This is a genomic window from Bhargavaea cecembensis (genome assembly GCF_001619585.1).
Lineage (GTDB): Bacteria > Bacillota > Bacilli > Bacillales_A > Planococcaceae > Bhargavaea > Bhargavaea cecembensis_A.
Window position 1 is genome coordinate 85040 of the sequence record NZ_LQNT01000001.1, and the last position, 26958, is coordinate 111997.

Here is a 26958-nt window from a genome sequence, read left to right on the forward strand (position 1 = left end):
TAAGAGTTGGAAAGGGAGGTAGAAATCACATGAACATGAAACGATGGATCGCCCTGGGTGCGGCCATTCTCCTGTTCGTCGTTGCGGCGGGCATCAATACGGTATCCTCCATCATGTCGATGAACTGGCAGTCCGTGATGGAAGACCAACTGGCACCTGCCGGCGGGCAGATGGAACAGGTTGTCGAGGACGGGAATGCAAGAAACCGGATCGCGCTTCTTCGTGTAGACGGAATTATCCAGGACACGGGCGCAGCCTCTCCGCTGTTTGCGCCGACCGGCTACAATCACCAGGCATTCATGGAGCAGCTTGAGATGATCCGGGAGGACAAATCCGTCAAGGGCGTGGTCCTGTACGTGAACTCTCCGGGCGGCGGAGTCGTCGAATCGTCCGATATCCATGACAAGCTGGTTGAAATCAAAGAAGAAAAGGACATTCCGGTATATGTCAGCATGGGTGCCATGGCGGCATCAGGCGGCTACTACATTTCCGCGCCGGCTGACAAAATCTTTGTACATAAGGAGACCCTGACCGGATCGATCGGCGTCATCATGGAAAGCATCAATTACGGCGGCTTCGCTGAAGAGCACGGAATCGACTTTGTCACGATCAAATCGGGTGAGTACAAAGATATCCTGAGCCCCACAAGAGAGATGACGGAGGAAGAGCGGGAGATGCTCCAGACGATGCTGAACGACTCCTATGAACGGTTTGTGGACGTCATCGAGGCGGGCCGGGGAATGAGCGAGGCGGAAGTGAAGAAATGGGCGGACGGCCGGATCATGAATGGCGGGCAGGCGATCGATGCGAAACTCGCGGACGAAACCGGCCGGCTTGAAGATGCGATCGCCGGGCTCCGGACAGATCATGGCCTGGAAGGCGCCCAGATGTTCGAATACAGCATCGATGCCGGCTTCGGCTCACTGTTTGGGGTAAAGATGCAGTCGCTTTTCCAGGGGGATCTTGAAAGCCGCATCATCGGACAGGTGCTGTCCGACTATAACTCGCCGCGCATGATGTACCTGTACGGTGAAAAGTGAGGAGGGATTCGAAATGACGGAACCAATTCAGGGAACCGGTCATCTGTCCGGATCCCATCCGGAAACGGAGGAATTCCGGCATGCCTATGCCGGGTTCTGGATCCGCTTCTGGTCCTATCTGATCGATCTCATCGTCCTGGGGTCGATCAGCATGCTGGCAGTGCGCCCGCTGTTCCGGCTAACTGGGCTTGAAATCGCACCAGACGCCTGGTATGCACCATACAATCTGCTGACCGCAGCCATCTTCTTCCTGTATTTCATCCTCATGACGAAATACTTCGGCCAGACAGTCGGCAAGATGGTCACCGGCATCCGGGTCATCCGCAGAGACGGCGGGCCGCTGGACTGGAAAACGGTTCTGTTCCGTGAATGGGTCGGCCGGTATTTCTCAAAAACACTGGCGGTCCTCTATGTTGTGGTCGGCTTTACACCGAGAAAAGAAGCGCTGCACGACTATATCGCAGACACACTCGTCATCCACGAAGAGCGCTATCTGAAGGCCGCCCCTTCCCGCGGCTATGCGAACCGTTTGCAAGACGGTCACGCACTCTAGTACACTGAGGAAAAAGGAGGCGTTGCAATATGGCACAAGTAACATTCAAACAACAACCGGTTACACTCCTCGGAACGGAAATCAAGGTCGGTGACGAGGCGCCGGACTTTACGGTTCTGCAAAACGACCTGACCCCGTTCACGCTGAAAGATACGGAAGGGAAGATCCGGCTGATCAGCGTCATCCCGTCGATCGACACAGGCGTCTGCTCGACACAGACAAAACGCTTCAACGAAGCGGTCACAGACCTTGGTGATGACGTGGCGGTCCTGACGATCTCCGTCGACCTGCCGTTTGCGCAGGCACGCTGGAAGGCGTCGGAAGGCCTGGATAATGCCCATACCCTTTCCGACCACCGGGACCTGTCGTTCGGCACGGCATACGGTGTTGTCATGAAGGAACTTCGCCTCCTGGCACGGAGCGTCTTCGTGATTGATAAGGACGGTAAAGTGGCCTATGTCGAATACGTTCCGGAAGGCACCGATCATCCGGACTACGACAAAGCAATCGACGCTGTCAAAATACTGTCGGAATAACCAAAACTGAACCTACTCCAGCGATAGATCACTGAAAAATCTATTGTATGGCTGATTGAAGCGAAGGGCCCGAGACACCTGCGGGAAAAGCGTTAGCCGAAGACCCCGCAGAGCGAAGCTCGAGGAGGCTGAGGCAACGCCCGCGGTAAGCGAGGGCCTGGAGCGGAAATCAGCTTTTTCACTTTTTCAGCGGTTGTCACGGCTAGTGGGTTTCTCATTTGCGGAGGATGGACATGGAAACCAATACAGAACAGATTTTCAATTTCCTCGACGGGCATGCCGGGAGGATCGCAAAAAAAGAGGGAACGATGTATTTGGAAGCCCTACTGAAAACAGTAAGGGCTTGGGCCGACGGGAAAATCGCCCCGGAAGTGGAGAAGACGGCCAAGGAAGAAGTCCGAAAAGGCCTTCAGCTTTCCTTGCTGAAGGGCATGAAGGAAAGCGCACAACCGAATCACCAGATGACACCGGACTCCATCGGTCTCATCGCCGGTTATCTGGCAGACCGCCTGTCTGGAGGCAAACCGTATGTCACGCTGTTCGACCCGGCGATCGGCACGGGCAACCTGCTGTTCACGGTCATGAACTTCATGGACGGCCGCACTGCCGCCAGCGGCTCTGAAATCGATGATCTGCTGATCCAGATTTCAGCAGCCGCTGCAGACCTGTTGGCACAGCCTGTTACTCTGTATCACCAGGATTCCCTGCGCCCGCTTATGGTTGATCCCGCAGACTTTGTCGTCACAGACCTGCCGGTAGGCTATTATCCGGACGATGAAAACGCGATGAATTACAACCTGAGAGCGGAGGAAGGCCATTCCTACGCCCATCATCTGTTCATTGAGCAGTCGATGAGGTACCTGAAAAAAGGCGGCCACGGCATTTTCGTCGTCCCGGCGAATCTGTTCGAGTCGGAATTTGCAACACAGCTCCATACGTTTTTGAAGGATGAAGCCGAGATTCTCGGAGTCATCGCACTTCCTGAAGGTCTCTTCAAGAACCGGGCCAATGCAAAGAGCCTGCTTCTTCTGAGGAAGCCGGAGGGCACTATGGGACCGAAACCGGAAGTCTTGCTGGCTCAGGCACCTGATCTGAAAAATGCAAATGCCGTTTCGGCATTTTTCGGCAAGGTCGACGCGTGGGCGGAACAGAACGGTTATAAAAAATCATGAAAAAAAGGGATGTGCAGCCCAACGCTGCACATCCCTTTTGCATTACTCGTTAACTGGCCCTTCGTCGGGCTGTTCTTCTGTACGGACAACGAGCACATCACATTTTGCGCTCCTGACAATCGTTTCCGAGATCGATCCGATGAGGAAACGCTCAACCGTATTGAGGCCGGTTGCTCCGCAGACAATCAGATCAGCTTCGACTTTTTTCGAGATATCCCGCGGAATCATCGTCTTTGGAGAACCGTATTCGACGATGATATTCACGTCATTGACGCCGGCTGCCTCGGCTTCCTTTTTATAGTCGGAGAGGAGCTTATCCGCGAACTTCTGGGCCCGATCGGCAATGGAGCGGTCATATGCCTCGACCGCCGCAAACGAGCGGGTGTCGATGATGTTCACCAGGTTCAATGTGGCTTTGTTTCGCTTGGCGATGCCGACCGACTTCTTGAACGCCCACTCGGCTTCCCTGGAACCGTCGACCGCGACAAGGAGTTGTTTGTAGTTCAGTGTCATGTCGTTCCCTCCCTTTTCTATTGTTCTTTTTCGGCGAAAGAAACGCCGAATCCTGCAAGAGTTTGGTAAGGAACAGTGGCAAAATTGTGTCGCTCCGGCAGAAAAGCACTTCCGTGCCGAACAAAGAGTGTTATGATGGAACTGCAGAAACAGGGGACAAGGCAACCTTCTGCCCAGCAACCAAGCATAGACATACGGGAGGGTTTAGGAAATGCGTATCGGTGTACCTAAGGAAATCAAAAACAATGAAAATCGCGTGGCGATGACACCTGCGGGAGTAGTGACGCTGAATCTGGCAGGACATGAAGTCCTGATTGAAACAGGGGCGGGAGAGGGTTCCGGCTTCACAGATGAGGATTACCGCGAAGCAGGGGCGACCATTGTCGGTACAGCCCGCGAAGCATGGGATGCGGAAATGGTCATGAAGGTCAAGGAACCGGTCGCATCCGAATACCCATACTTCCGTGAAGGGCTGATCCTCTTCACTTATCTTCACCTTGCTCCGGAGGAGGCGCTCACTGCGGCCATGCTTGAACACAAGGTGGTCGGTATTGCGTACGAAACCGTGCAGCTCCCGAACCGCTCGCTCCCGCTGCTTTCGCCGATGAGTGAAGTGGCAGGGCGAATGGCCACACAGATCGGCGCCCAGTTCCTCGAGCGCATCCATGGCGGGAAGGGTATTCTTCTATCCGGCGTACCGGGTGTCCAGCGCGGGAAAGTCACCATAGTCGGAGGCGGGATGGCAGGTGCGAACGCTGCGCGTGTCGCGGTAGGCATGGGTGCACAAGTGACAGTTCTCGACTTGAACCCCGAGCGGCTCCGTCAGCTCGACGACCAGTTCGGCAATGATATCCAGACACTCATGTCGAACCCGCTCAACATTGCAGAATCGGTCAAAGAAGCTGATCTGGTCATTGGTGCGGTGCTGATTCCGGGTGCCAAGGCGCCTAAGCTCGTCACCGAGGAAATGGTCAAATCAATGCAGCCGGGATCGGTTCTTGTCGACATCGCGATTGACCAGGGCGGCATCTTCGAGACAAGTGACCGGGTGACGACGCATGACGATCCGACATACGAAAAACACGGTGTTGTCCATTATGCGGTCGCCAATATGCCGGGTGCCGTTCCGCGTACATCTACAATGGCACTCACTAACGTCACGGTGCCTTACGCGCTGCAGATTGCGAACAAAGGCTGGAAGCAGGCGGCGCTTGACAACGAAGCGCTCCGAAAGGGCTTTAATACCCTGGAAGGGCATATTACTTACAAGGCTGTAGCAGACGATCAGGGCCGTGAATATGTCCCGGTCGAATCGCTTCTTCAATAAGTAAAAACAAAACCGCCAAAGGAAAATTCCTTTTGGCGGTTTTGCTTTCTCTAAATCTGACTGTAACTGACGTTACTTAATGATCTGGAGTTCTTTCGGGAACTTGGTCAGGACTTCAACACCATCGGCAGTGACGACGACATCGTCCTCGATCCGGACTCCTGTAATATCCGGGTGATAGATGCCCGGTTCAATTGTGAAGACCATGCCTTCCTGAAGCTCCATCTCGTTTGAGCCATGCAGGGAAGGGAATTCATGGACGGAAATACCGAGTCCGTGGCCCAGCCTGTGGGTGAAGTACTCGCCGTAGCCCGCATCCGTAATGACATCACGGGCCGCCTTGTCGAGATCCATCGCGCGGACTCCGGGCTTCACCGCAGCGACTGCAGCCTCTTCTGCGCGCTTCACGGTCTCATAAATGTTCCGCATTTCTTCGGTAGGCTCTCCGAATGCAACGGTACGGGTAATGTCGGAGCAGTAGCCTTCCCAGACCACACCCAGATCGAACAGGATGAAGTCGCCCTTCTGTATTTTCCGGTCTCCCGGGGTGCCGTGCGGAGAAGCCGTCTTCTTGCCGCTCAGCACCATCGTATCGAACGACATATGCGATACGCCTTTTTTCTTCATTTCAAACTCAATGGCTGTCAGGATTTCCAGTTCCGTCTTGCCTTCCGCGATTTCTCGGCAGCCGACTTCAATGGCATAGTCCGCGAGTTCCGCAGCTTTGCGGAGCTTCTCAAGTTCGGCCTCGTCCTTGATGTTCCGCATGGCATTCAGCTTGCTGTCGAGCCCGGTGAACGCGGCATCCGGATAAAGCTCCTTCAGGCGTTCGTAGCGTTCAACGCTCATATGTGACTTCTCGATCGCGATGCGGGAAGGTGTGATGCCGCGCCCGCGAATTGCCCGTTCAACGATCATCCATGCATCATCGGTGTCCTCATGGCCTACGGCTTCGTCCGTCCATCCCGCCGCCTTAACATCGGGAAGCTCCATCTTCGGCGCGATAATGAACGGATCGGCATCGCGGAATACTGCAACCGCCAACAGCCGCTCATGAGGCTCACTATTGAATCCGGAAAGATAAAACACGTTATCGGGCGTCGTGACCAAAGCCGCGTCAATCCCGTTCTCCTCCAAGTACGTCCTGATTTCCTGTAATTTCTCCATTCCGAACACCAGCCTTTCTGAATGAATTCATCATATCAAAAAGAAGGAATCCGCGCATACCTTGTCGAAACATGCCCGGGAGCTGAACAGAGAAAGGAGAATGCAGCATGAAAGTATCCTATCACGGCCATTCCGTCGTCAAAATCAGGACGGAACGGCATACGATCCTGATCGATCCGTTCATCACAGGCAATGAGTTGACGGACCTGAACGCGGAGGAGGAGAACCCTGATGTCATCCTTCTGACACACGGTCACGGCGATCACGTGGGTGACACGATTGAAATCGCCAAACGTTCCGGTGCCCTAGTCGTCGCGCCGAACGAGCTCGCCGTATGGCTCGGCTGGCAGGGCGTCAGCGTACATCCGATGCATATCGGCGGCGCATATGAGTTCGACTTCGGGAAAGTGAAATTCACCCAGGCGTTCCACGGCTCCTCTTTCATCAAAGAGGACAGCGAGGAAATCATTTATACCGGCATGCCGGCAGGGATTCTCTTTACAGCTGAAGGGAAGACGGTCCACCACCTTGGTGACACAGGGCTATTCTCCGACCTGGAGCTGATCGGGAAGCGCCATCCTGCAGACATCGCCTTTGTGCCGATCGGAGACAACTTTACGATGGGCCCGGAGGATGCGGCTTATGCGGTCGGCCTCCTGAAGCCGAAGGTGGCGGTCCCGATCCACTACGACACGTTCCCGCCAATCAGGCAGGATCCTGAAGACTTCAGAAAACAGGTGGACGGAACCGAAGTGAGGATCATGAAACCGGGAGACTCCGTTGATCTCTGACCCCATCAATTGCGGGAGGCATACGCCTTCCGCTTTTTGCTTCCTGCTAAAGAACCTTACCGCAGGATAGACCTCCTGCACCAAGGTTTCTTTTTGCGACTCAGCCACGCCCACTATGGTAAGATGGAATCATCAGAAGTTGGGGAAAAGGTGACAACGTGGCGACAAAACATGAGAAAATCCTACAATACATCGAGAGCCTGCCGGTCGGAGACAAAATCTCCGTCCGCCAGGTCGCCAAGGAGATGAATGTCTCCGAAGGAACGGCCTATCGCGCCATCAAGGAAGCGGAAAACCGGAAACTCGTCAATACGATCGAACGGGTCGGGACAATCCGGATCGAGCAGAAGAAAAAGGAGAACATCGAGCGTCTGACATTTGCCGAAGTGGTCAATATCGTTGACGGTCAGGTTCTGGGCGGCCGCAACGGGCTGCACAAGACACTGACAAAATTCGTCATCGGCGCGATGCAGATGGAAGACATGATGCGCTATACCGATCCGGGCAGCCTGCTGATCGTCGGGAACCGGCTTAAAGTGCACGGAAACGCAATCCGTGCGGGGGCGGCCGTCCTCATCACAGGCGGATTTGACGCATCGGAAGAAGTGAAGAAACTGGCCGATGAGCTGGAACTTCCGATCATCTCGACCAGTTATGACACATTCACCGTGGCTACGATGATCAACCGGGCCATCTATGACCAGCTGATCGAAAAGGACATTCTCCTTGTCGAGGACATCATCGTGCCGATCAGCCAGACGGCTACGCTCGATTCGGGCGATCATGTCTCCGATTTCCATGCGCGCAACAAAACGACCTCTCATGGTGCATTTCCGGTGACGAGCGGCAGCGGCCGGCTCGTCGGAATCGTCACGGCAAAGGACGTGATCGGGATGGACGGGGAGGTGCCGATCGAACGGGTAATGACGCCGAAGCCGATCTCCGCGGGAATGAAGATGAGTGTTGCCTCTGCGGCTCACAGGATGATCTGGGAAGGAATCGACCTGATGCCGGTCGTTTCCACCGGCGACAAGCTGGAAGGGGTCATCAGCCGCCAGGATGTTCTGAAGGCACTCCAGGTGGCCCAGCGCCAGCCTCATCAGGGGGATACATTCGAAGACCTTGTGCGGTCGCAGATGGAAGAGGACGGGGAGGCGGAGTCTACCCTGCTCTTCACAGTGACTCCGAGGATGACGAACCCTCTCGGATCCCTTTCCCACGGCGCGCTGACGATCATGCTCTCGGAAGCGGCCGATCAGTTCCTGAAAAAGCGCAAGCGCGGGGAGAGCGTCATCGAGAGCATGTCCGTTTATTTCATGAAGCATGTCCAGCTCGGTTCGCAGGTCCGCATCAGGCCGGAACTTCTCGATATGAGCCGGCACTTTGCCAAAATGGAGTTCACCGTATACAGCGGTGAGATGATCGTCGGCAAGGCCATGATGATGCTCCAGGTATTTGAACGATAAAAAAAGTGATGCACAGATTGTGCATCACTTTTCATTCAGCCGCCGCTCTTCCTCAAGGAAGCCGGCATAGTGGTTCCGTGCCTTTACATTATAGACAAGGACATAGAGCCCGAGCAGGATAAAGGCGGCTGTTACAATATACGTGATCACTCCGGAAAACAGGAACAGCTGGTGCGCGCCAAACAGCATGATGAACGCTCCGAGTGCTGCCGAGGCGCTGCTGCGGTGATACTGCCGCTCAGCCTGTAGCGTTGTCCGGAATTGCTTCGTCTTGAAGTACAGGTAGGCAACCGCAGCAAAGATGATCAGTGCGGTGAAAATCAGGTTAAGCATCGAATCCCTCCGGTCAAGCAAAACTGTCCTCATTGTATCTCGTATTTTGCCGGATTGTGAAGGGAAAAGACCGGTTGATGGAGGGAATAGGGTTGAAACGACAAATCATTGACACAATTGAACGCTACGATACCATCATCATCCACCGCCATGTCAGGCCGGATCCGGATGCATACGGATCCCAGCTGGGGCTGAAAACGCTGATCCTGGACAATTATCCGGGCAAACAGGTCTATGCGGCGGGTGACCACGACTTTTCGCTGGATTATCTCGGACGCCCGGACGAAGTGACCGAGCCGCTCTATGAGGGGGCTCTTGTCATTGTGACCGACACGGCGAATACGGAGAGGATTGACGGCAGCCACTACGGCAAAGGTGCCGAGCTTCTCAAGATCGACCACCATCCCGATGACGACACGTATGGCAGCAAGAGGTGGGTGGAACCGGACGCCAGTGCGACAAGCGAGCTGATTTACCGGCTGTTCAAGGAAGGCGAGCAGTCGCGCGGCTGGAGGATGAGCGTCGGGGCTGCCCGGCTGCTTTACGCGGGCATTATCGGTGATACAGGACGGTTCCTGCATCCGTCGGCCGGCCCGGAAACCTTCCTTGCAGCGGCGGAGCTTGTTTCACACGGCTTTGACCGGCCCTCCCTCCACAACGCGATGTACGAGATGGATGCCCCTCTTCTCAGGCTGAACGGCTACATCCTTCAGAATCTCGAAGTGGACAATGGGGTCGGTGTCGTGAAAATCACTTCGGAAACGATGGATGAGTTCGGCGTCACCGCCTCGGATACCGCAAAACTGGTCGGGGTTCCCGGCGCGGTCAAGGGCCTGATCTGCTGGGTCTTCCAGGTCGAGGAGGAAGACCAGATCCGCCTCCGCTTCCGTTCCAAGGGACCGGTCGTCAATGATCTGGCCCGGCGGTTCGGAGGCGGAGGCCATGCACTCGCCGCCGGCGCTTCCGCCGCAGACTGGGAGGAAGCAGAGCGGGCGGCAGAAGCACTTCGTGAGCTGTGCAGCAACTGACAGGGAGGGATCGGGATGAACATCGCATATGCGCAGATCATGACATCGGATGATCCGCTGCAAAGCATCATCCGGCCCGGCATGCTCCCGGAAGCGCTCAAGGCGAGGGGAGCCGTTGCGGCGGCGATCGTCAATACAAAACTGTACGGCATCCTGCCGTTTGCCCGGGCGATGAAATCCGCCGGCATCCGGCCCGTCATCGGGCTCACTGTACAGATCGAGACGGAGGCCGGCGTCCTGCCGGCCTTTATGTATGCGAAAGATGACGGCGGTTACCAAAATCTGCTGAAGATGAGCAGTGCGCTGTCCGTCAAGGACCGTGACAAGCTGCCCCTGTCCTGGATGAAGGCATACAGCAGGGGATGCCTGCTAGTCGTTGACCCCGCAATGATGCAAGATGGGGATCCGGCTGGTGCCACGAAGATTGTGCTTGAGACCGGAGGGCCTGACAGGGTATTCATGGGCATTTCCCGTCCTGGCGGCATGCGGTCTGCCGAAGAGGAAGCCTGGGTCGGTTTGGCAGAAAGAGAGGGACTGACGGTATGTGCGGCGGCTGTTGCCCGTTATTTGAACAGTGAAGATGCATTTGCATACCGGGTAGCCCGTCTGATTGATGAGGGAGGAAAGCTTTCGGAAAACGACCTCGCAGATCTCCCGGAAGCCGAACTGCCGATGCCGGATGAACTGTTGACGAGATTTTCCGATCATCCGGAGTGGCTGGAAGCGACTGCGGGCCTTCTCATGTCCTGCAGCAATACGCTTCCCGAAGCGGAGCGCCTGATGCCGAAGTTCCCGATTGGCGAGGGGGGGACAGCTGACGGGCGTCTGCGGCAGGACTGTCTGGAGGGGCTTGGGAAACGGTTCGGTTCAGTCCCGGAAAGGTATGCAGCCAGGCTGGATCATGAACTGGATGTCATCTCTTCGATGGGGTACTCGGATTACTTTCTCATCACGGCAGATTTCATCGCTTATGCAGCCTCCAGGGGAATTCTAACGGGTCCCGGCCGAGGGTCATCGGCCGGGTCTCTGGTCGCCTATGCGCTCGGGATTACGGATGTCGATCCGATTGCCTACGGTCTCATCTTTGAGCGCTTTCTTAACCCGGAACGTGTCAGCATGCCGGACATCGATGTGGACTTTGCGGATCACCGCCGGCATGAGGTGATTGAATATGTCGCCGAAAAATATGGACGTGACCATGTGGCACAAATCATTACGTTCGGGACTTTGTCTGCACGGGCTGCGGCCAGGAGCACGGCACGCGTCTTCGGTTTCCCGGAAGCCGAGCAGCGGGAGATCTCAAAAATGATTCCCGGACGTCCCGGGGTAACGCTTGCCGAAGCGTCCGCCTCCGGCACTCCACTTTCGCGCTGGGTGGAAGCTTCGCCGAACAGGCAAAAATGGCTGAGCGCAGCGCTCTCCCTTGAGGGGATCCCGAGAAACGCATCCACCCATGCGGCGGGTGTCGTCCTTTCTCCGGTTCCGCTTGTGGATGCGGTTCCGCTGACGAGCGGTTCGGAAGGGATCTATCTGACCCAGTGGCCGATGAAGGAAGTGGAGGAACGCGGGCTTCTCAAAATGGATTTTCTTGGTCTGAGGAACCTGACGCTGCTTGACCGGATCCGGTCCATGATCTGGTATGACCGCAATGTATACCTGGACTTCGGGAAAATCCCGCTGGATGATCCCGAAACCATCCGGCTGTTCCAGGCGGGAGATATGACCGGAGTCTTTCAGTTCGAGTCACCGGGCATGCGGGATACGCTCAGGAAGCTGAAACCGGAGCAGTTCCGTGACATCTACGCCATCAACGCTTTGTACAGGCCGGGCCCGATGGACAATATCCCTGTCTTTGAACGCAGGATGCACGGCAGGGAACGTGTTCCGTCAATCCACCCTGACATCGACCCGATTCTGGAGGAAACATACGGCATCATTGTCTATCAGGAGCAGATCATGCAGATCGCCGTACAGATGGCCGGTTTCACGATGGGGGAGGCGGACATTCTCAGACGTGCCGTCAGCAAGAAGAAGAGGGATGTGCTGGAACGGGAAAGGGAGCACTTTGTACGCGGGGCTGAATCCCGCGGTTACGATCGAGGGTCTGCAGTGAAGGTTTACGAATACATCGTCAGGTTTGCGGATTACGGCTTCCCCAAAAGTCACGCCGTCGCCTATTCCTTGATTTCGTTCCGTCTGGCGTACCTGAAGGCACATGAACCGGCATACTTTTATGCAGCTTTGCTTTCACAGGCGGCGGGCGATGCGGACCGTGTTTCCAGGCTGGTCAGCGAGATTCGCATGAAGGGCATCCGGATCCTGCCGCCGTCCGTCAAAAAAAGCGGATACGCCTGCAGGGTGGAGGATGGTGCGATCCGCTATGGGCTTTCCGGCATCAAGGGGGTTCCCGCCCCCTTCATCAGAAAGTTGCTGGACGCCAGAAAACAGTCAGAACCATGGGAAGATCTTTTCGACATGGCAGTTGCTCTTTCCGGAGCGCATTTCACGCGGACTGCGGCCGAGCCGCTTGCACGGTCGGGAGCGATGGACGATTTTCATCCGGACCGGGCTGTCCTGCTTGCCTCGATCGGAGCAGCCGAAACCTATGCGAACCTCGTGCGGCCGACCGAAGAGGATGATCTGTTCGGCGGTGACGCAGCATCGTTCGGCCGGCAAAAGTATTCCGAGGCGGGGACGCTTCCCGAAGCGCTGAAGCTCCAGTACGAACGTGACGCGCTCGGCTTCTATATATCGGAACACCCCGCAGCGAGGATGAAGGCCGGTCGCAACGGTACTTTTGCGGATGTTGCTGCACTTGGAGGCGGAAGCGGCCGTGTGCGGGTCGCCGGCATCATCACCGATATCAAACGTATCCGGACGAAAAAAGGGGAAGCCATGGCGTTCTTCAAACTTCAGGACGACACGGGAGAAGTCGAGTGCACGCTGTTCCCGAAAGAGTACGCAGCCTTCAACCGCCTGCTCGCGGAAGAAGCGGGGATCCGCCTGTCCGGCCAGGCCGAATTGCGTAATGGACGCCTGCAGCTGATTGTAAAGAATATTGAAGGGTAACGATTTAATGTCTGTATGGATGATCAGGCATCAGAAAACCCGGGTCTGGACGAATTCTGCCAGACCCGGGTTTTCAATTTGCCTGCAGGCTTTGCTGATACAGAGGCCGTTACGGAGAACGGCCTCTGTCCAAAAGCGCGAGCGTTGGCCGCTGCGAGTTTAGGTAAGCAGGGGCCGTAGCGGAAATCTGCACGGATTTCTTAACAATCTAACATTCAGTGTTCTGTGCAGTTTTTTCTTTACTCGTTTTTCCGATTCCGTTATGCTGTATGGGTATGAGTGGTCAGACCACTTTCAATTAAATGGTAAACAAGGAGCGCGACATGACCGAAACAAAACCGTCCCGCAAGATGTTTCTTGAAGTGGTGCAGGAATTGCGCACGCTCATCGGGAATGAAAACATCCGGGCAGGAGATAAGCTTCCTTCCGAGCGGGTACTTGCCGAGCGGCTCGGTACCGGACGGTCGACAATCCGGGAAGCCCTGCGCAGCCTGGAACTGCTCGGACTGATTGAGTCAAGGCAGGGAGAGGGCACTTTCCTGTCCGACTTCCGAAAACATCAGCTCGTCGAAGTTCTGGCTGCATTCATCTTGCAGGAACCGAAGTCACTTGAGGACGTAAGCGCAACGATGCGGATCCATGAAAAGGAAGCGGTCCGTGTCTCATCTGGGTATACGGAAATCCGCACACTTCCTCTATGGGGCAGTCTCATCGATGCAGTGGAATCGGATGAATCCTATCTGCGCGAAGACATTGTCCGGGAAGTGCTGATTGCATCCGGCAACCGTTTGTCCCTGAAAATCTGGCATCTGCTTTACCAGTATGCCGGGAAGCCCTATACGGGAGAGGCAGAAGCGGTTGAACGGACCGAAATCGCCAGTATGCTCCGGCTGATCCGGAGCGGCGAGACCGAAAAAGCAGTGGCGGCCTATGACAGATGGACCGAAATTGTACACGCTCAAAGGGGGAATACCGATGGCGATCATCCGAGAGATGTTCAAGAAAAATAAGAAACGGTACATGACCGTGCCTTCCGAGGCGGCAAAGGATGTACCCGAGGGACTCATGACCAAATGTCCCGAATGCAAGTCCATCGTGCTGACGAAGGATCTGTTGAAGTGTGATAAAGTTTGTCCGGACTGCGGACATCATTATAAAATGACCGCGTACGAACGAGTGGACTGCCTGTTTGATGAGGAATCATTCATCCCGATGGATGAGGGCATGAAAACCGTCAATCCGCTCGGCTTTCCTTCGTATGAAGAAAAAGTGAATGCGGACGCGGCGAAGACCGGCCTGAATGAAGCGGTGCTTACGGGCATCGGTGAAATCAGCGGCCAGCGAACGGCGGTGGCGATCATGGATTCCCATTTCCGGATGGGCTCCATGGGGTCGGTTGTCGGTGAGAAAATCACCCGTGCGATTGAAAAAGCAACAGATGAAGGAATTCCTTTCATCATTTTCACGGCGAGCGGAGGTGCCAGAATGCAGGAGGGCGTTCTGTCACTCATGCAGATGGCCAAGACCAGCGTCGCGCTTTCCCGTCATGCGGACCGCGGTCTCCTGTTCATATCTGTGATGACTCATCCGACAACAGGCGGAGTGTCAGCGAGTTTTGCTTCCGTCGGTGACATTAATCTGGCTGAACCCAAGGCGCTGATCGGTTTTGCCGGACGCCGGGTCATCGAGCAGACTGTGCGGGAGAAACTCCCGGAAGATTTCCAGACAGCAGAGTTCCTGATGGAGCACGGGCAGCTGGATGCGGTCGTCCACCGTTCGGAGATGAAACAGACGCTATCCACACTGATCCGATTCCACACGAAGGAGGCACGCTGATATGGTAAAGCCGCTGCCTTTTGAAGAGCCGGTAATTAAGCTAAAAGAAAAGATAGAAGAACTGAAAAATATCACGGACGATGCCCATGTAGATATGGCGGATGAAATCCGGGGCCTGGAGGATAGACTGGAGAAACTGGAGGCGGACGTCTACGGAAACATGACTGCCTGGGACCGGGTCCAGGTGGCTCGTCATCCTGAGCGCCCGACGACACTTGATTACATCGGTTATCTGTTCGAGGACTTTATCGAGCTGCATGGGGACCGTGCATACGGGGATGACGCTGCCATTGTCGGCGGCCTCGCTTCGTTCGGCGGCACGCCGGTGACCGTGATCGGGCATCAGCGCGGCAAAGACACAAAAGAGAATATCCGCAGAAACTTCGGGATGCCGCATCCGGAAGGTTACCGGAAAGCACTCCGCCTGATGAAGCAGGCGGAGAAATTCGGCCGTCCGATCATTTGCTTCATTGACACGAAAGGTGCCTATCCCGGCAAGGCTGCCGAAGAGCGCGGACAGAGTGAGGCGATTGCACGCAATCTGGTCGAGATGGCCGGACTCCGCGTTCCGGTCATCAGTATCGTGATCGGGGAAGGCGGAAGCGGAGGGGCGCTCGGGCTCGGGGTGGCCAACCATATCCATATGCTGGAGAACTCTACGTATTCCGTCATCTCACCTGAAGGTGCCGCATCCATTCTCTGGAAAGACGCCGGCCTTGCACAGCAGGCCGCGGAAGCGATGAAGATCACCGCTGCGGACCTGAAGGAGATGGACATCATCGATGAAGTCGTTCCCGAAGTGATGGGAGGCGCGCACCGCGACGCTGCCGGACAGGCTGAAGCGATACGGGAATCGATCCGTTCTTCCATGGACACCCTTCTACCGATGGACGCAGATCGGATTATTGAAGGCCGGTATCGTAAATTCCGCAACATTGGGGTATACAAGGAAGGCGAAGAGACTAACGATTGACCGGAGGTTGCCCGAATGAAGAAAATAGCGGTTCTGACAAGCGGCGGGGATGCTCCCGGCATGAACGCCGCTATCCGGGCGGTGGTCCGGAAAGCAATTCACGAAGGCCTTGAGGTCTTCGGTGTCTATAACGGCTATCAGGGACTGATTGAAGGAAAGATTGAGCCGCTCGATGCGGGATCGGTCGGAGATATCATCCAGAGGGGCGGCACGATGCTTCATTCATCGCGCTGTCCCGAATTCAAGACTTCGGAAGGCCAGGCGAAAGGTGTCCGCCAATTGCGTGAACGGGGAATCGATGGGCTGATCGTCATTGGCGGTGACGGATCCTTCCTGGGGGCCCAGGCCCTGTCAGAGTCAGGTTTTCCGTGTGTAGGGGTGCCGGGGACAATCGACAATGACATCAATGGCACGGACTACACACTTGGCTTTGACACCGCGCTCAATACCGTAATCGATGCCATTGACAAAATAAGGGATACCGCCACGTCTCATGAGCGGACTTTCATCATTGAGGTGATGGGCAGGGATGCAGGCGACCTGGCACTATGGGCGGGTGTCGCCGGAGGTGCCGAGTCGATCCTGATTCCCGAAAGGCCCCACGATGTCGAAGAAATCATCACAAGGCTCCGGCAGGGAACCGGGCGCGGAAAAAAACACAGTATCCTCATTGTTGCAGAAGGCGTCATGTCCGGCCAAGACCTCGCGGTAAAACTGAAGGAGGCAGCAGGTATCGAAACCCGCGTCTCTGTTCTCGGCCACATCCAGAGGGGCGGCAGCCCGACCGGCCGTGACCGTGTCCTCGCCTCGAAGTTCGGTGCAAGGGCCGTAGAGGTGCTTCTTGAAGGCCGGGCGGGTGTAGCCGTTGGCATGCGAAACCATGCAGTGATAGACTATCCTTTAACGGAAGTTTTCAGCAGAAGGGAAGGCATGGAAGACGGCCTGTACCAACTTTCAAAAGAACTATCGATTTAAAGGATTGGGGCGAGCGATGTGAGGAAGACAAAAATCGTATGTACGATCGGACCGGCGAGCGAATCGCCTGAGATGCTGGAGCAGTTGATCGATGCGGGCATGAACGTGGCGCGGCTCAACTTTTCCCACGGTGACCATGAGGAGCACCTGGCGAGAATAGAAAATATCCGCGACGCTGCCAGGAAGATGAACCGGGTCGTCGGGATTCTGCTGGACACGAAAGGCCCGGAAATCCGTACCCACAAGATGGAAGGCGGAGCGGTGGAACTGGACAACGGGCAGGAGATTGACATCATGATGACCGAGGTGCTCGGTAACACCGAACGATTCTCGGTCACTTATGACAAGCTTGCAGAAGATGTGCACACCGGTTCCACAATCCTGCTGGATGACGGCCTGATCGAGCTGGAAGTCAGGGAGACTGATCCCGAGGCGGGCAGGATCCGTACAGTTATCCGGAATGCGGGGACCCTGAAGGATAAAAAAGGCGTAAACGTTCCGGGAGTATCCGTACAGCTTCCGGGTATCACGGAGAAAGATGCCTCCGATATCCTCTTCGGCATCAAAAATGGAGTGGACTTTATCGCCGCATCGTTTGTCCGCCGGCCATCTGATGTCATGGAGATCCGGAAACTGCTGGAGGAGAACGGAGCAGGCCACGTACAGATCATTCCCAAGATTGAGAACCGTGAAGGCGTCGACAACCTGGATGCCATTCTTGAGGTTTCCGACGGGCTGATGGTCGCGCGCGGCGATCTCGGTGTGGAGATCCCGGCTGAGGAAGTGCCGATTGTCCAGAAAAGGATGATCGAAAAGTGCAACCAGGCCGGTAAACCGGTCATCACCGCCACACAGATGCTTGATTCCATGCAGCGCAATCCCCGCCCGACCCGTGCCGAGGCGAGCGATGTGGCGAATGCCATTCTCGACGGTTCCGATGCCATCATGCTGTCGGGTGAAACAGCGGCGGGCCAGTACCCTGCAGAGTCGGTCCGGACAATGGACAGGATTGCAAAGACGGCGGAAGGTGCCGTGGACTACCGTTCGGTCATTTCAACCAGGCGGCGTGAGAAGCAAGGCAACATGACGGACGCAATCGGACAGGCGGCTGCCTACACGGCGGTCAACCTGAACGTCAGGGCCGTGATCGCGCCTACCGAAAGCGGACAAACGGCAAAGATGATCGCAAAATACCGTCCGGGCTGCCCGATCGTCGCGGTGACGGCATCAGATGAATGTTCCCGCAGGCTGACACTCGTCTGGGGTGTGTATCCGATTGTCGGGGAGCGCGTCAAATCGATCGATGCCATCCTGGAGACAGCTGTCGAGGAAAGCATCAAACATAAATACGTCACCCATGGGGATGTCGTGATCATCACGGCAGGCGTCCCGGTCGGGGAAGCGGGCACGACCAACCTGATGAAGATCCACGTCATCGGGGACCTTCTGGCGAAAGGCCAGGGCATCGGCAAGGCAGTGGCATTCGGTCAGGCAGCCGTCGTACGGAATGCCGAGGAAGCACTCGAACGCGACATAAAGGGCAAGATCCTTGTCACATATGGGACGGACCGGGAAATGATGCCCGCAATCGAGCAGTGCGCCGGCATGGTCGTCCAGGAAGGCGGGCTGACCAGCCATGCGGCGGTCGTTGGCCTGAATGTCGGAATACCGGTGATCATCGGCGTGAAAAATGCCATGACCGATATTGAAGACGGCCAGGAACTGACAATTGATGCCGAAGCCGGCGTAGTCTACAACGGCCATGCATCCGTGCTATAATTAAATCAAGAACTCAAAACGCCCTGCCGTTCCGGCCAGGGCGTTTTTCGAAAGGATTTTGCAATTTGAAATGGCTGTTCCTTTTGTTTATCGTTGTCCCGACTACCGAATTGGCGGTCCTACTGTATGCGGGGAGCCAAATCGGTGTATTTGAAACGATCCTTCTGATCCTGCTGACTGCCGCTGCCGGGTCCTATCTGGCAAAGCGGGAAGGGCTCCGGGCGTGGCAGGACATAAAAAAACAGGCGGCCGAAGGGTATCCGCCGGGGGATGCGGCATTAAACGGACTGTTCATTTTGGCCGGCGGACTGCTGCTCCTGTTCCCGGGCTTCATAACCGATGTGATCGGTCTGCTGCTGCTGATCCCGGCAGTGAGGAAAAAACTGAAACCGTTTCTCTACCGTCAGATCCGGAAAAAAATGAAAAAAGGGAATGTGGTCATTATCCGCTGAAGGCTGGCATCTTCCTGATGCGTGCCGCCAAGAACAGCAGGATCGGACTCAACAGGATCCCTGCCAGACCGAACAGCAGGATTGAAGCTGCTGTTATGAAGAACGTATGTGATGGCCTGAGCTGGAATGTTGCCGCCCACATCCGGGATTCGGCGATCTGCCGGGTCAGCATGACGAAAACGTAGAGGACAATCAGCGCTGCACCGAGTAGGGCGTTGCCGCTGAGCAGGTAGTAGGCTGCCATCGGAATCAGGAAGATTCCGATCCCGAGAAATGGCAGACTGTCCGCCAGGGCAATCAGAAAAGCCCGGCCGACCGGGGATCCAAAACCGAGTGCTGCGAGGCCGATGCTTAGGATGCCGAATGTCAGCAATATAAGCCTGAGCTCCACGAATAGGAATGTTCCGAAGAGGCTGCCGCCCTCACGGAACATTCCTTTTGCTTTTTTCCTGGCATCGGCGGGAAGGGCGGCCAGGAACCAGTAACGGTCCCTGGCGGATTCATAAAGGGCGAAATAAAAAGCGAGCAGGAAAAGGATAAATGAGAACACTTGGCTGAATGCTGTTTGCACCATGCCTGCCGCAGAATCGATCAGACCGTCGCCAGCCGCGGAAACGGCTGTTTCTGCATAGGTCAGCCATTCGGAAGCGAGCGGATGGTCAAAGTGCATGGAGGAAAGGGCCGCCCGGATGGCGGGCAGGGCCAGAATAATCTGCTGAAGTGCGAAGATCAATGCAAAAGCGGCAGAAGCCAGAATCAGGAGTTCGGCCAGAAGAGCGGAGGCAGGGAGCGGGATGCGGAGGCGATTTTTCATGAAGGAAACGGCGGGTGAGGCAATATAGCCTGCAATTACGGCCAATGACAATTGAGGAAGGAAGAAGCAGAGGGCTGCCCCCGCTGCAATCGGACCGTAAGTTCTCACCCCATTTTGGAATTTGACTCCGTTTTTCACCTGTTCACCCTCCTGAATTCAGCCGGTTTTTTTGATGCTTCGCCCTTCTTTTTGCTTGTTCTGGCCAAGCACAAAAGAAAATGATGCATTTCCATTCACAAAAATGTAAGAAATGATTATAATGTTCTTGTAAGCGTTTAAACAGATTGTACAAGCTTCATATGGCCAGAACCCGGTTTTTTTTATGCCCGGCGACGGCATTACAGGTAAAAAGGAGAGATTGATATGACTGCAACACGCGGACTTGAAGGAGTAGTGGCTACCGAGTCTTCCATCAGTTCAATCATCGACGATACCCTTACATACGTCGGATACAACATTGATGACCTCGCAAACCATGCAAGCTTTGAAGAAGTCGTTTACCTTCTTTGGCACAAGCGCCTGCCTAAAGCGGACGAGCTGTCGGAACTGAAGCAGCAGCTGGCCGACAACATGGCAGTGCCGCAGGAAGTTCTTGACCACTTCAAGACTTATCCGATCGGAAACGTACACCCGATGGCGGCGCTCCGCACAGCGGTTTCGCTCTTGGGATTGTATGATGAAAAAGCGGAAGACATGTCCGACGAGGCCAACTATGAAAAGGCCATCAAGCTTCAGGCAAAAGTTGCGACGATCGTGACTGCATTTTCCCGCATCCGCAAAGGCGAAGAGCCGGTTGCACCGAAGAAGGAGCTCAGCTACGCTGCGAACTTCCTCTATATGCTGAACGGCAAGGAACCTGAAGCAATCGAAGAGGAAGCATTCAACAAGGCGCTCGTTCTTCACGCAGACCACGAACTGAACGCTTCCACGTTCACTGCACGTGTATGTGTCGCGACACTGTCCGATATGTATTCCGGTGTGACGGCAGCGATCGGCGCACTTAAAGGGCCTCTCCACGGCGGTGCCAACGAGCAGGTCATGAAGATGCTCACCGAGATCGGATCCGCGGATAAGGTCGAGTCCTACATCCAGGAAAAGCTGGACAACAAGGAAAAGATCATGGGCTTCGGCCACCGTGTCTACCGCAAGGGTGACCCGCGTGCGAAGCACCTGCGTGAAATGTCCGAAAAGCTGACCGGCCTTACCGGACAGGAAGATCTCTACCAAATGTCGATCAAGATTGAGGAATTGGTGACCGGGCAAAAGAACCTGCCTCCGAACGTTGACTTCTATTCGGCATCGGTCTACCACTCGCTTGGCATCGACCACGACCTGTTCACGCCAATCTTTGCGGTATCCCGCATGTCGGGCTGGATTGCGCACATCCTCGAACAATATGCGAATAACCGCCTGATCCGCCCTCGTGCAGAGTATGTAGGCCCTGGCATGCAATCCTACGTTCCTGTAAACGAACGCTAATTGTATGTGAAATAGTGTACAATGTTAGGGACGGCAAACCGCCGTCCCCTACTTGTGAATAAAGATAGAATCAGGAGGAATTCAACATGGCAAACGGTGAAAAGATCACAGTATCCAACGGTAAACTGAACGTACCTGATGCACCCGTCATTCCATTCATCATCGGTGACGGTACAGGCCCTGACATCTGGAATGCAGCTTCCCGCGTCCTCGAGGCAGCGGTTGAGAAAGCATATGAAGGCAAGAAGCAGATCGTCTGGAAAGAAGTTCTCGCAGGCGAGAAGGCGTTCAACGAAACAGGAAACTGGCTGCCTGACGAAACACTCAAGACAATCGACGAATACCTGATTGCGATCAAGGGTCCTCTGACGACTCCAATCGGCGGCGGTTTCCGTTCCCTGAACGTGGCACTGCGCCAGGAACTTGACCTGTTCGCATGCGTCCGTCCTGTCCGTTACTTCGAAGGCGTTCCTTCGCCGGTCAAGCACCCTGAACATACGGACATGGTCATCTTCCGTGAAAACACAGAAGATATCTATGCGGGCATCGAATACAAGCAGGGCACCGATGAAGTAAACAAAGTCATCGACTTCCTCCAGAACGAAATGGGCGTCAAGAACATCCGCTTCCCTGAAACTTCCGGTATCGGCATCAAGCCCGTTTCCGAAGAAGGCACAAAGCGCCTCGTCCGCTCTGCGATCGAGTACGCGCTCAAAGAGGGCCGCAAGTCGGTCACACTCGTGCACAAGGGCAACATCATGAAGTTCACGGAAGGCGCGTTCAAGAACTGGGGCTACGAAGTGGCTGAACAGGAGTTCGGCGACAAAGTCTTCACTTGGAACGAATACGACAAGATCAAAGACGAGAAGGGCACGGATGCTGCGAACCAAGCACAGTCGGATGCTGAAGCTGCAGGCAAGCTGATCATCAAAGATGCCATCGCCGACATCTTCCTTCAGCAGATTCTTACACGTCCGAAAGAGTTCGACGTCGTTGCGACAATGAACCTGAACGGCGACTACATCTCCGACGCGCTTGCTGCGCAAGTCGGCGGCATCGGGATCGCACCTGGCGCGAACATCAACTATGTGACAGGCCATGCCATCTTCGAAGCGACACACGGCACAGCGCCTAAATACGCGGGCCTCGACAAAGTCAACCCGTCTTCGGTTCTCCTGTCCGGTGTCATGATGCTCGAACACCTCGGCTGGAACGAAGCAGCGAACCTTATCACAAAATCCATCGAGAACACCATTGCATCGAAAGTCGTCACTTACGACTTTGCACGTCTGATGGAAGGCGCGACAGAAGTCAAAGCTTCCGAATTCGCGGACGAACTGATCAAAAATCTGTAATCGGTAAGGCATTTTCTGCCGAATATCGGGAATACGAAAGGGAGGAGCCCAGGCTCCTCCCTTTTTGGTATTCAAAGGAACGTACCTTTCAAAGGAGTGAGAGCAATGTCCAACAGACGCAAGAAGATCTCGGTGATCGGTTCAGGTTTCACAGGCGCCACAACAGCTTTCCTGATTGCCCAAAAAGAACTTGGTGACGTCGTCCTGGTCGATATTCCGGACATGGAGAACCCGACCAAGGGGAAAGCGCTCGACATGGCGGAATCGGCACCGGTACTGGGTTTTGATGCGAAAATCACCGGTACTTCCGACTACCGGGACACGGAGGACTCCGATCTGGTCATCATCACGGCAGGCATGGCCCGGAAGCCCGGCATGAGCCGTGATGAGCTTGTCCAGACCAACCAGAAAATCATGAAAGCTGTCACGTCTGAAGTGGCAGGCCATTCCCCGGATACCACCATTCTGGTGCTGACGAATCCGGTGGACGCGATGACGTATACGGTATTCAGGGAAAGCGGCTTCCCGAAGGAACGGGTCATCGGACAATCCGGTGTGCTCGATACGGCGCGCTTCCGGACATTCGTCGCCGAAGAGCTGAATCTATCGGTCAAAGACGTCACCGGGTTTGTCCTCGGCGGACATGGCGATGATATGGTCCCGCTTGTCCGATACTCCTATGCAGGCGGCATACCGCTTGAAAAACTCCTCTCGCCGGAACGGCTGAATGAAATCGTAGACCGGACGAGAAAGGGCGGAGCGGAGATCGTCAATCTGCTCGGCAACGGGTCTGCCTATTATGCGCCGGCCGCGTCCCTTGCCGAGATGGCAGAAGCGATCCTTAAAGATCAGAAGCGCGTGCTTCCGTCGGTCGCATATCTTGAAGGCGAGTACGGGATGGACGGGCTTTATATCGGCGTACCTGCGGTGCTCGGATCTGGCGGCATCGAGAAGATCATCGAGCTGGACCTGACTCCGGATGAGAAAAAGAGCTTTGAGAAATCCGCCGAGTCCGTCAGAAACGTGATGAACGTACTGGAATGACGCACTGCATCAGAAATAATGAACGAACATTAAATCGGACCCGGAATACATCATTCCTGGTCTGATTTGTCGTTTCAAGGTTTGCGTACGAATCCAAGAAATTTGCACATGGAAAACGCCATACTCCAAATTCGGGGGTCTTACTCCAAATGAGGGACAGTTACTCCGAATCCGGCTGGCATACTCCAAATGAGGGACCGTTACTCCAAATCCGGTTGGCATACTCCAAATGAGGGACCGTTACTCCAAATCCAGAGGTCTTACTCCAAATCCGGGGATCTTACCCAAACCGGCCGCTGGTGGATTGTAGTGGAGGGTCATGGACACCTTCGGGATCAGGAAATCTTATCATTCTGCAGCTTCTCTTCTTTTCCCTTTTCAAGCATCGCTTCAATGCCATCTTTCTTGTTCCGAGGTCCCGTTGCGATTGCCGTCCATGCTATAATAAGAATATTGGAAGAAAGCAGACCGGCGGATTATTTCTGTCATCTGCAAACTACACAAACGCCAAAGGGGAGATTGAATTGCTATTCAACCGGCGCCGTGTCCGGATCCGTCCGGCAGAAGAGCTGACCGAAGGGGAATCGCTGAAGATCGTCGAGAAGATGGATGATCGGGACCTGCTCCTGTACCTCGGGCTTACCAATGACAGCAACCCGCTCTATATTCAGCATGACTTCACGGCTGCAGCAGGCTATGATCGGCCGATTGTTCCCGTTGTCATGCTGAATGGCATCGTCAGTTCAGCCGTTTCAAAGCATCTTCCCGGACCCGGGTCCCGGGTGCTGGAGCAGCGGTTCCGGTTTCCGGAAGCCGCCTGGCACGGGTCCACAGTGACCTTCGATCTGACTGTCATCAATGTGGACCTGTTTGCACGTACTGCCCTGATCCGTGTGGAGGCGGCAGACGAGGAAAACCGATCGGTCATGACCGGTGAACTGGTGGCAGAAGTGGCGCCGGTTACTGGTGGAAGTACGGAAATTTCTGCGCTTGGTGCGCCTGATGGAGGCATGGATGAACGTGAAACGAATTCTGGTCGTGGATGATGAACGTCCGATTTTGACACTGCTTGAGTACAACCTGAAACAGGCGGGCTATGAAGTGATTACCGCCGCGGACGGTGAGGAAGGTCTGCAAAAAGCAGAGACGGAAAGTCCTGACCTGATTGTCCTGGACCTGATGTTGCCGAAACTGGACGGTATGGATGTCTGCCGTACGCTCCGGCAGAAGGGTGTGGACACCCCGATCATCATGCTCACCGCGAAGTCGGATGAACTGGAGAAAATCCTCGGATTGGAGCTCGGCGCTGACGACTATATGACAAAGCCGTTCAGCCCAAGGGAAGTCGTGGCACGGATCAAGGCCGTGCTGCGCAGATCGGAGCAGCGCACAGCCATACCGGGGACAGACGAAGAAGAGACAGAACCGGTGTACGAATCCGGGGCTCTGAAGGTTTATCCGGAGCGTTTTGAAGCTTATAAGGATGGTGTCCCGCTGGAGTTCACACCCAAGGAATTCGAACTTCTCGTCCACCTGATCTCCAACCGGAACCGTGTGATGTCGAGGGACCAGCTTCTCAGCGCGGTCTGGAACTATGACTTTGCCGGCGACACGAGAATTGTTGACGTACATATCAGCCACCTTCGTGACAAGATTGAAGAAAACACAAGGCGTCCGGTCTTTATCAAGACGATTCGCGGCACCGGCTATAAATTCGAAGGTCCTCAGGAAGGATGAAATCGCTCCAGAGGCGGCTGTTCTTTGCATTCACACTTATCATGGCCATCACCCTGGCCGGTCTTGCCATCGTTCTCGGCCAGACATTTCCCATCATGCAGGATCAGGAACTCAAGTCCGAGGCTGAGGCGATCGCCCGGCATCTGGATGAGATGGGAATTGCGATGGATCATCGGGAGCAGGAAGAACTCACTGAAAGAATGGCCGCTGATCATGCAGGAGTCGCGCCGGTACGTTTTCTCAGGCTGATTGTCATCGCCTTTATGGCTGCTTTCATCGTAACGATCATCGTTTTCCATCGGCTGACGGAACGGTATATCCGTCCGATTGACCTGGTGACGGACACCACCATGGAACTGGCAAAAGGCAATTACTCTGCAAGGGCAGGCTGGACGGCTCCGGGAATCCAGCTCGGGCTGGTCACGGCGGTCAATGCACTGGCACGGAATCTCCAGGAGATGGAGTCCATCCGTGAGACGGAAGCGGAGCGGCTGGAGACCCTGATCGCCAATATGGGCAGTGGCCTGCTCATGATCGGAAGAAATTCCGAGATTTCCATGGCCAATTCATTTTTCCTCAATCAGGTCGGACAGAAAGAGGACGGACTGATCGGCAACCCATACAAAGCTGCCGGGCTGCCGGAAGCACTTGTGACGCTGATTGACACGGTATCTGTCCGGGAAAAGCCGGTTACAGAACAGATAGATATCGGTACAGACACAGGCAACCTTACGGTGGCGGTCTATTCTGCACCTGTCATAGACAAACACGGGGGATGGCTCGGCATCGTCGTCGTCATGCACGATATTTCCGAACTGATCCGCCTGGAACGGGTCCGGAAAGACTTTGTCGCCAATGTATCCCACGAACTCAGGACACCGGTCACATCCATTCGCGGTTTTTCCGAGACCCTGATGGACGGGGCCATTAAAGATGAAGAAGCGACCATGCAATTTTTGGAAATCATTCATGGAGAGAGCGAAAGGCTCGAAATGCTGATTGAAGACCTTCTGGACCTGTCAAAGATCGAAAAAGAAGGGTATACACTTAGGCTGAAGACGGTCAATGTACAGGATGTGATCGAGCGTTCCATTCATTCTGTTTCAGGCAGGCTGAAAAACCGGGAGATGAGCATTCAATCCGATTGTCCGCCAGAACTGTCGGTCAAGGCGGATCCCGAGCGTCTCGTCCAGGTGCTGGTCAATCTCTTGTCCAATGCCATCAGCTATTCAAAGCCCGGGACGCCCATCAAGGTTACGGCGACCGCTACTGAAGGCATGGCGTCCATTTCCGTCACCGATCGGGGCATCGGTATTCCGGCTGATGAGCTGCCAAGACTGTTCGAGCGCTTTTACCGGGTTGACCGGGCAAGAAGCCGGGATTCCGGCGGCACCGGGCTCGGCCTGTCCATTGTGAAGCATCTTGTGGACCTTCACAGCGGTACGATCTCTGTTGAGAGTGAACCGGGAATAGGCACGACCTTTACAGTGCACATTCCATTGAGTGATGTCTGATCATT

General features: G+C 55.1%; 25 protein-coding genes. 21 read left to right on the forward strand and 4 right to left on the reverse strand.

Annotated elements, in window-relative coordinates; genetic code table 11:
- The first annotated feature begins 29 nt into the window (after positions 1–29).
- The 4 genes from sppA to AV656_RS00505 all read left to right on the forward strand — a co-directional run bounded on the left by sppA (position 30) and on the right by AV656_RS00505 (position 3301).
- Positions 30–1040 carry a signal peptide peptidase SppA gene (gene sppA, locus AV656_RS00490; protein WP_063177787.1) on the forward strand — a complete coding sequence of 337 codons (1011 nt, stop codon included), beginning with the start codon at positions 30–32 and terminating at the stop codon, positions 1038–1040.
- A gap of 13 nt (positions 1041–1053) precedes the next feature.
- The gene (locus tag AV656_RS00495; protein ID WP_063177789.1) at positions 1054–1593 is read left to right on the forward strand and encodes an RDD family protein; all 540 of its coding nucleotides are present in this window, start codon (positions 1054–1056) and stop codon (positions 1591–1593) included.
- A gap of 29 nt (positions 1594–1622) precedes the next feature.
- Complete coding sequence (tpx, locus tag AV656_RS00500; RefSeq protein WP_063177791.1) at positions 1623–2129, forward strand: thiol peroxidase; 507 nt, start codon at positions 1623–1625, stop codon at positions 2127–2129.
- Between the two features lie 233 nt (positions 2130–2362).
- The gene (locus AV656_RS00505) at positions 2363–3301 is read left to right on the forward strand and encodes a class I SAM-dependent methyltransferase (protein ID WP_063177793.1); all 939 of its coding nucleotides are present in this window, start codon (positions 2363–2365) and stop codon (positions 3299–3301) included.
- Between the two features lie 42 nt (positions 3302–3343).
- Here the strand turns inward: AV656_RS00505 and AV656_RS00510 are convergent, their stop codons facing one another.
- Positions 3344–3814 carry a universal stress protein gene (locus AV656_RS00510; protein WP_063177796.1) on the reverse strand — a complete coding sequence of 157 codons (471 nt, stop codon included), beginning with the start codon at positions 3812–3814 and terminating at the stop codon, positions 3344–3346.
- Positions 3815–4025: 211 nt separating this feature from the next.
- Here AV656_RS00510 and ald point away from each other — a divergent pair, with 211 nt between their 5' ends.
- On the forward strand, positions 4026–5141 hold the full coding sequence (ald, locus tag AV656_RS00515; RefSeq protein WP_063177798.1) for an alanine dehydrogenase: 1116 nt from the start codon (positions 4026–4028) through the stop codon (positions 5139–5141).
- A gap of 72 nt (positions 5142–5213) precedes the next feature.
- On the opposite strand, the gene AV656_RS00520 is transcribed toward ald, so the two are convergent.
- Positions 5214–6308 carry a M24 family metallopeptidase gene (locus AV656_RS00520; protein ID WP_063177800.1) on the reverse strand — a complete coding sequence of 365 codons (1095 nt, stop codon included), beginning with the start codon at positions 6306–6308 and terminating at the stop codon, positions 5214–5216.
- A 107-nt stretch (positions 6309–6415) separates the two neighbouring features.
- On the opposite strand from AV656_RS00520, the gene AV656_RS00525 reads away from it, so the two are divergent.
- Together AV656_RS00525 and AV656_RS00530 are read left to right on the forward strand one after the other, a co-directional pair.
- Positions 6416–7099 carry a metal-dependent hydrolase gene (locus AV656_RS00525; protein WP_063177802.1) on the forward strand — a complete coding sequence of 228 codons (684 nt, stop codon included), beginning with the start codon at positions 6416–6418 and terminating at the stop codon, positions 7097–7099.
- A gap of 158 nt (positions 7100–7257) precedes the next feature.
- Entirely contained in the window at positions 7258–8565 is a 1308-nt protein-coding gene (locus tag AV656_RS00530; RefSeq protein ID WP_063177804.1) for a DRTGG domain-containing protein, read from the forward strand.
- Between the two features lie 24 nt (positions 8566–8589).
- Here the strand turns inward: AV656_RS00530 and AV656_RS00535 are convergent, their stop codons facing one another.
- Positions 8590–8898, reverse strand: a complete 309-nt coding sequence (locus AV656_RS00535) for a YtpI family protein (protein WP_063177806.1) — start codon at positions 8896–8898, stop codon at positions 8590–8592.
- Between the two features lie 92 nt (positions 8899–8990).
- On the opposite strand from AV656_RS00535, the gene AV656_RS00540 reads away from it, so the two are divergent.
- From AV656_RS00540 to AV656_RS00575, 8 genes are all read left to right on the forward strand, one after another.
- Positions 8991–9926, forward strand: a complete 936-nt coding sequence (locus AV656_RS00540) for a DHH family phosphoesterase (RefSeq protein WP_156484769.1) — start codon at positions 8991–8993, stop codon at positions 9924–9926.
- 15 nt (positions 9927–9941) lie between these two features.
- Positions 9942–12995, forward strand: a complete 3054-nt coding sequence (locus AV656_RS00545) for a DNA polymerase III subunit alpha (RefSeq protein ID WP_063177808.1) — start codon at positions 9942–9944, stop codon at positions 12993–12995.
- A 323-nt stretch (positions 12996–13318) separates the two neighbouring features.
- Entirely contained in the window at positions 13319–14005 is a 687-nt protein-coding gene (locus AV656_RS00550; RefSeq protein WP_063177810.1) for a FadR/GntR family transcriptional regulator, read from the forward strand.
- Entirely contained in the window at positions 13971–14831 is an 861-nt protein-coding gene (gene accD, locus AV656_RS00555; RefSeq protein WP_063177812.1) for an acetyl-CoA carboxylase, carboxyltransferase subunit beta, read from the forward strand. The genes AV656_RS00550 and accD overlap by 35 nt, the downstream gene beginning before the upstream one ends.
- Position 14832: 1 nt before the next feature.
- Entirely contained in the window at positions 14833–15804 is a 972-nt protein-coding gene (locus AV656_RS00560) for an acetyl-CoA carboxylase carboxyltransferase subunit alpha (RefSeq protein ID WP_063177815.1), read from the forward strand.
- Positions 15805–15819: 15 nt separating this feature from the next.
- Positions 15820–16779, forward strand: a complete 960-nt coding sequence (gene pfkA, locus AV656_RS00565) for a 6-phosphofructokinase (protein WP_063177817.1) — start codon at positions 15820–15822, stop codon at positions 16777–16779.
- Between the two features lie 18 nt (positions 16780–16797).
- Positions 16798–18558 (forward strand): pyruvate kinase, encoded by a 1761-nt coding sequence (gene pyk, locus AV656_RS00570; protein ID WP_063177819.1) that lies wholly within the window; start codon positions 16798–16800, stop codon positions 18556–18558.
- Between the two features lie 65 nt (positions 18559–18623).
- Positions 18624–19010: an FxsA family protein gene (locus AV656_RS00575; protein WP_063177821.1), complete on the forward strand. Its 387-nt coding sequence runs from the start codon at positions 18624–18626 to the stop codon at positions 19008–19010.
- On the opposite strand, the gene AV656_RS00580 is transcribed toward AV656_RS00575, so the two are convergent.
- Positions 19000–19962: an AI-2E family transporter gene (locus AV656_RS00580; protein WP_063177823.1), complete on the reverse strand. Its 963-nt coding sequence runs from the start codon at positions 19960–19962 to the stop codon at positions 19000–19002. The genes AV656_RS00575 and AV656_RS00580 overlap by 11 nt on opposite strands.
- A gap of 225 nt (positions 19963–20187) precedes the next feature.
- Between AV656_RS00580 and citZ the strand changes: the two genes are divergently transcribed.
- The 6 genes from citZ to pnpS all read left to right on the forward strand — a co-directional run bounded on the left by citZ (position 20188) and on the right by pnpS (position 26953).
- The gene (gene citZ, locus AV656_RS00585; protein ID WP_063177825.1) at positions 20188–21303 is read left to right on the forward strand and encodes a citrate synthase; all 1116 of its coding nucleotides are present in this window, start codon (positions 20188–20190) and stop codon (positions 21301–21303) included.
- Positions 21304–21389: 86 nt separating this feature from the next.
- Positions 21390–22658 (forward strand): NADP-dependent isocitrate dehydrogenase, encoded by a 1269-nt coding sequence (icd, locus tag AV656_RS00590; RefSeq protein WP_063177827.1) that lies wholly within the window; start codon positions 21390–21392, stop codon positions 22656–22658.
- 105 nt (positions 22659–22763) lie between these two features.
- A complete protein-coding gene (gene mdh / locus AV656_RS00595; protein WP_063177829.1) occupies positions 22764–23702 on the forward strand; it encodes a malate dehydrogenase in 939 nt (312 codons plus the stop codon).
- A 524-nt stretch (positions 23703–24226) separates the two neighbouring features.
- Positions 24227–24748: a MaoC/PaaZ C-terminal domain-containing protein gene (locus AV656_RS00600; protein WP_063177831.1), complete on the forward strand. Its 522-nt coding sequence runs from the start codon at positions 24227–24229 to the stop codon at positions 24746–24748.
- Positions 24717–25439: a response regulator transcription factor gene (locus tag AV656_RS00605; RefSeq protein ID WP_063177832.1), complete on the forward strand. Its 723-nt coding sequence runs from the start codon at positions 24717–24719 to the stop codon at positions 25437–25439. The genes AV656_RS00600 and AV656_RS00605 overlap by 32 nt, the downstream gene beginning before the upstream one ends.
- A gap of 350 nt (positions 25440–25789) precedes the next feature.
- A complete protein-coding gene (pnpS, locus tag AV656_RS00610) occupies positions 25790–26953 on the forward strand; it encodes a two-component system histidine kinase PnpS (RefSeq protein ID WP_419865544.1) in 1164 nt (387 codons plus the stop codon).
- Positions 26954–26958 lie beyond the last annotated feature (5 nt).

Excerpts from the sequence above, each read along its gene's own strand:
- icd (WP_063177827.1), top strand. The coding sequence starts at position 21,390 with ATGGCAAACGGTGAAAAGATCACAGTATCCAACGGTAAACTGAACGTA.
- AV656_RS00520 (WP_063177800.1), bottom strand. The coding sequence starts at position 6,308 with ATGGAGAAATTACAGGAAATCAGGACGTACTTGGAGGAGAACGGGATT.
- pfkA (WP_063177817.1), top strand. The coding sequence starts at position 15,820 with ATGAAGAAAATAGCGGTTCTGACAAGCGGCGGGGATGCTCCCGGCATG.
- AV656_RS00535 (WP_063177806.1), bottom strand. The coding sequence starts at position 8,898 with ATGCTTAACCTGATTTTCACCGCACTGATCATCTTTGCTGCGGTTGCC.
- AV656_RS00545 (WP_063177808.1), top strand. The coding sequence starts at position 9,942 with ATGAACATCGCATATGCGCAGATCATGACATCGGATGATCCGCTGCAA.
- citZ (WP_063177825.1), top strand. The coding sequence starts at position 20,188 with ATGACTGCAACACGCGGACTTGAAGGAGTAGTGGCTACCGAGTCTTCC.
- AV656_RS00525 (WP_063177802.1), top strand. The coding sequence starts at position 6,416 with ATGAAAGTATCCTATCACGGCCATTCCGTCGTCAAAATCAGGACGGAA.
- ald (WP_063177798.1), top strand. The coding sequence starts at position 4,026 with ATGCGTATCGGTGTACCTAAGGAAATCAAAAACAATGAAAATCGCGTG.
- sppA (WP_063177787.1), top strand. The coding sequence starts at position 30 with ATGAACATGAAACGATGGATCGCCCTGGGTGCGGCCATTCTCCTGTTC.
- AV656_RS00495 (WP_063177789.1), top strand. The coding sequence starts at position 1,054 with ATGACGGAACCAATTCAGGGAACCGGTCATCTGTCCGGATCCCATCCG.
- mdh (WP_063177829.1), top strand. The coding sequence starts at position 22,764 with ATGTCCAACAGACGCAAGAAGATCTCGGTGATCGGTTCAGGTTTCACA.
- AV656_RS00505 (WP_063177793.1), top strand. The coding sequence starts at position 2,363 with ATGGAAACCAATACAGAACAGATTTTCAATTTCCTCGACGGGCATGCC.
- AV656_RS00550 (WP_063177810.1), top strand. The coding sequence starts at position 13,319 with ATGACCGAAACAAAACCGTCCCGCAAGATGTTTCTTGAAGTGGTGCAG.
- accD (WP_063177812.1), top strand. The coding sequence starts at position 13,971 with ATGGCGATCATCCGAGAGATGTTCAAGAAAAATAAGAAACGGTACATG.
- tpx (WP_063177791.1), top strand. The coding sequence starts at position 1,623 with ATGGCACAAGTAACATTCAAACAACAACCGGTTACACTCCTCGGAACG.
- AV656_RS00605 (WP_063177832.1), top strand. The coding sequence starts at position 24,717 with ATGAACGTGAAACGAATTCTGGTCGTGGATGATGAACGTCCGATTTTG.
- pnpS (WP_419865544.1), top strand. The coding sequence starts at position 25,790 with ATGGAACTGGCAAAAGGCAATTACTCTGCAAGGGCAGGCTGGACGGCT.
- AV656_RS00560 (WP_063177815.1), top strand. The coding sequence starts at position 14,833 with ATGGTAAAGCCGCTGCCTTTTGAAGAGCCGGTAATTAAGCTAAAAGAA.
- AV656_RS00510 (WP_063177796.1), bottom strand. The coding sequence starts at position 3,814 with ATGACACTGAACTACAAACAACTCCTTGTCGCGGTCGACGGTTCCAGG.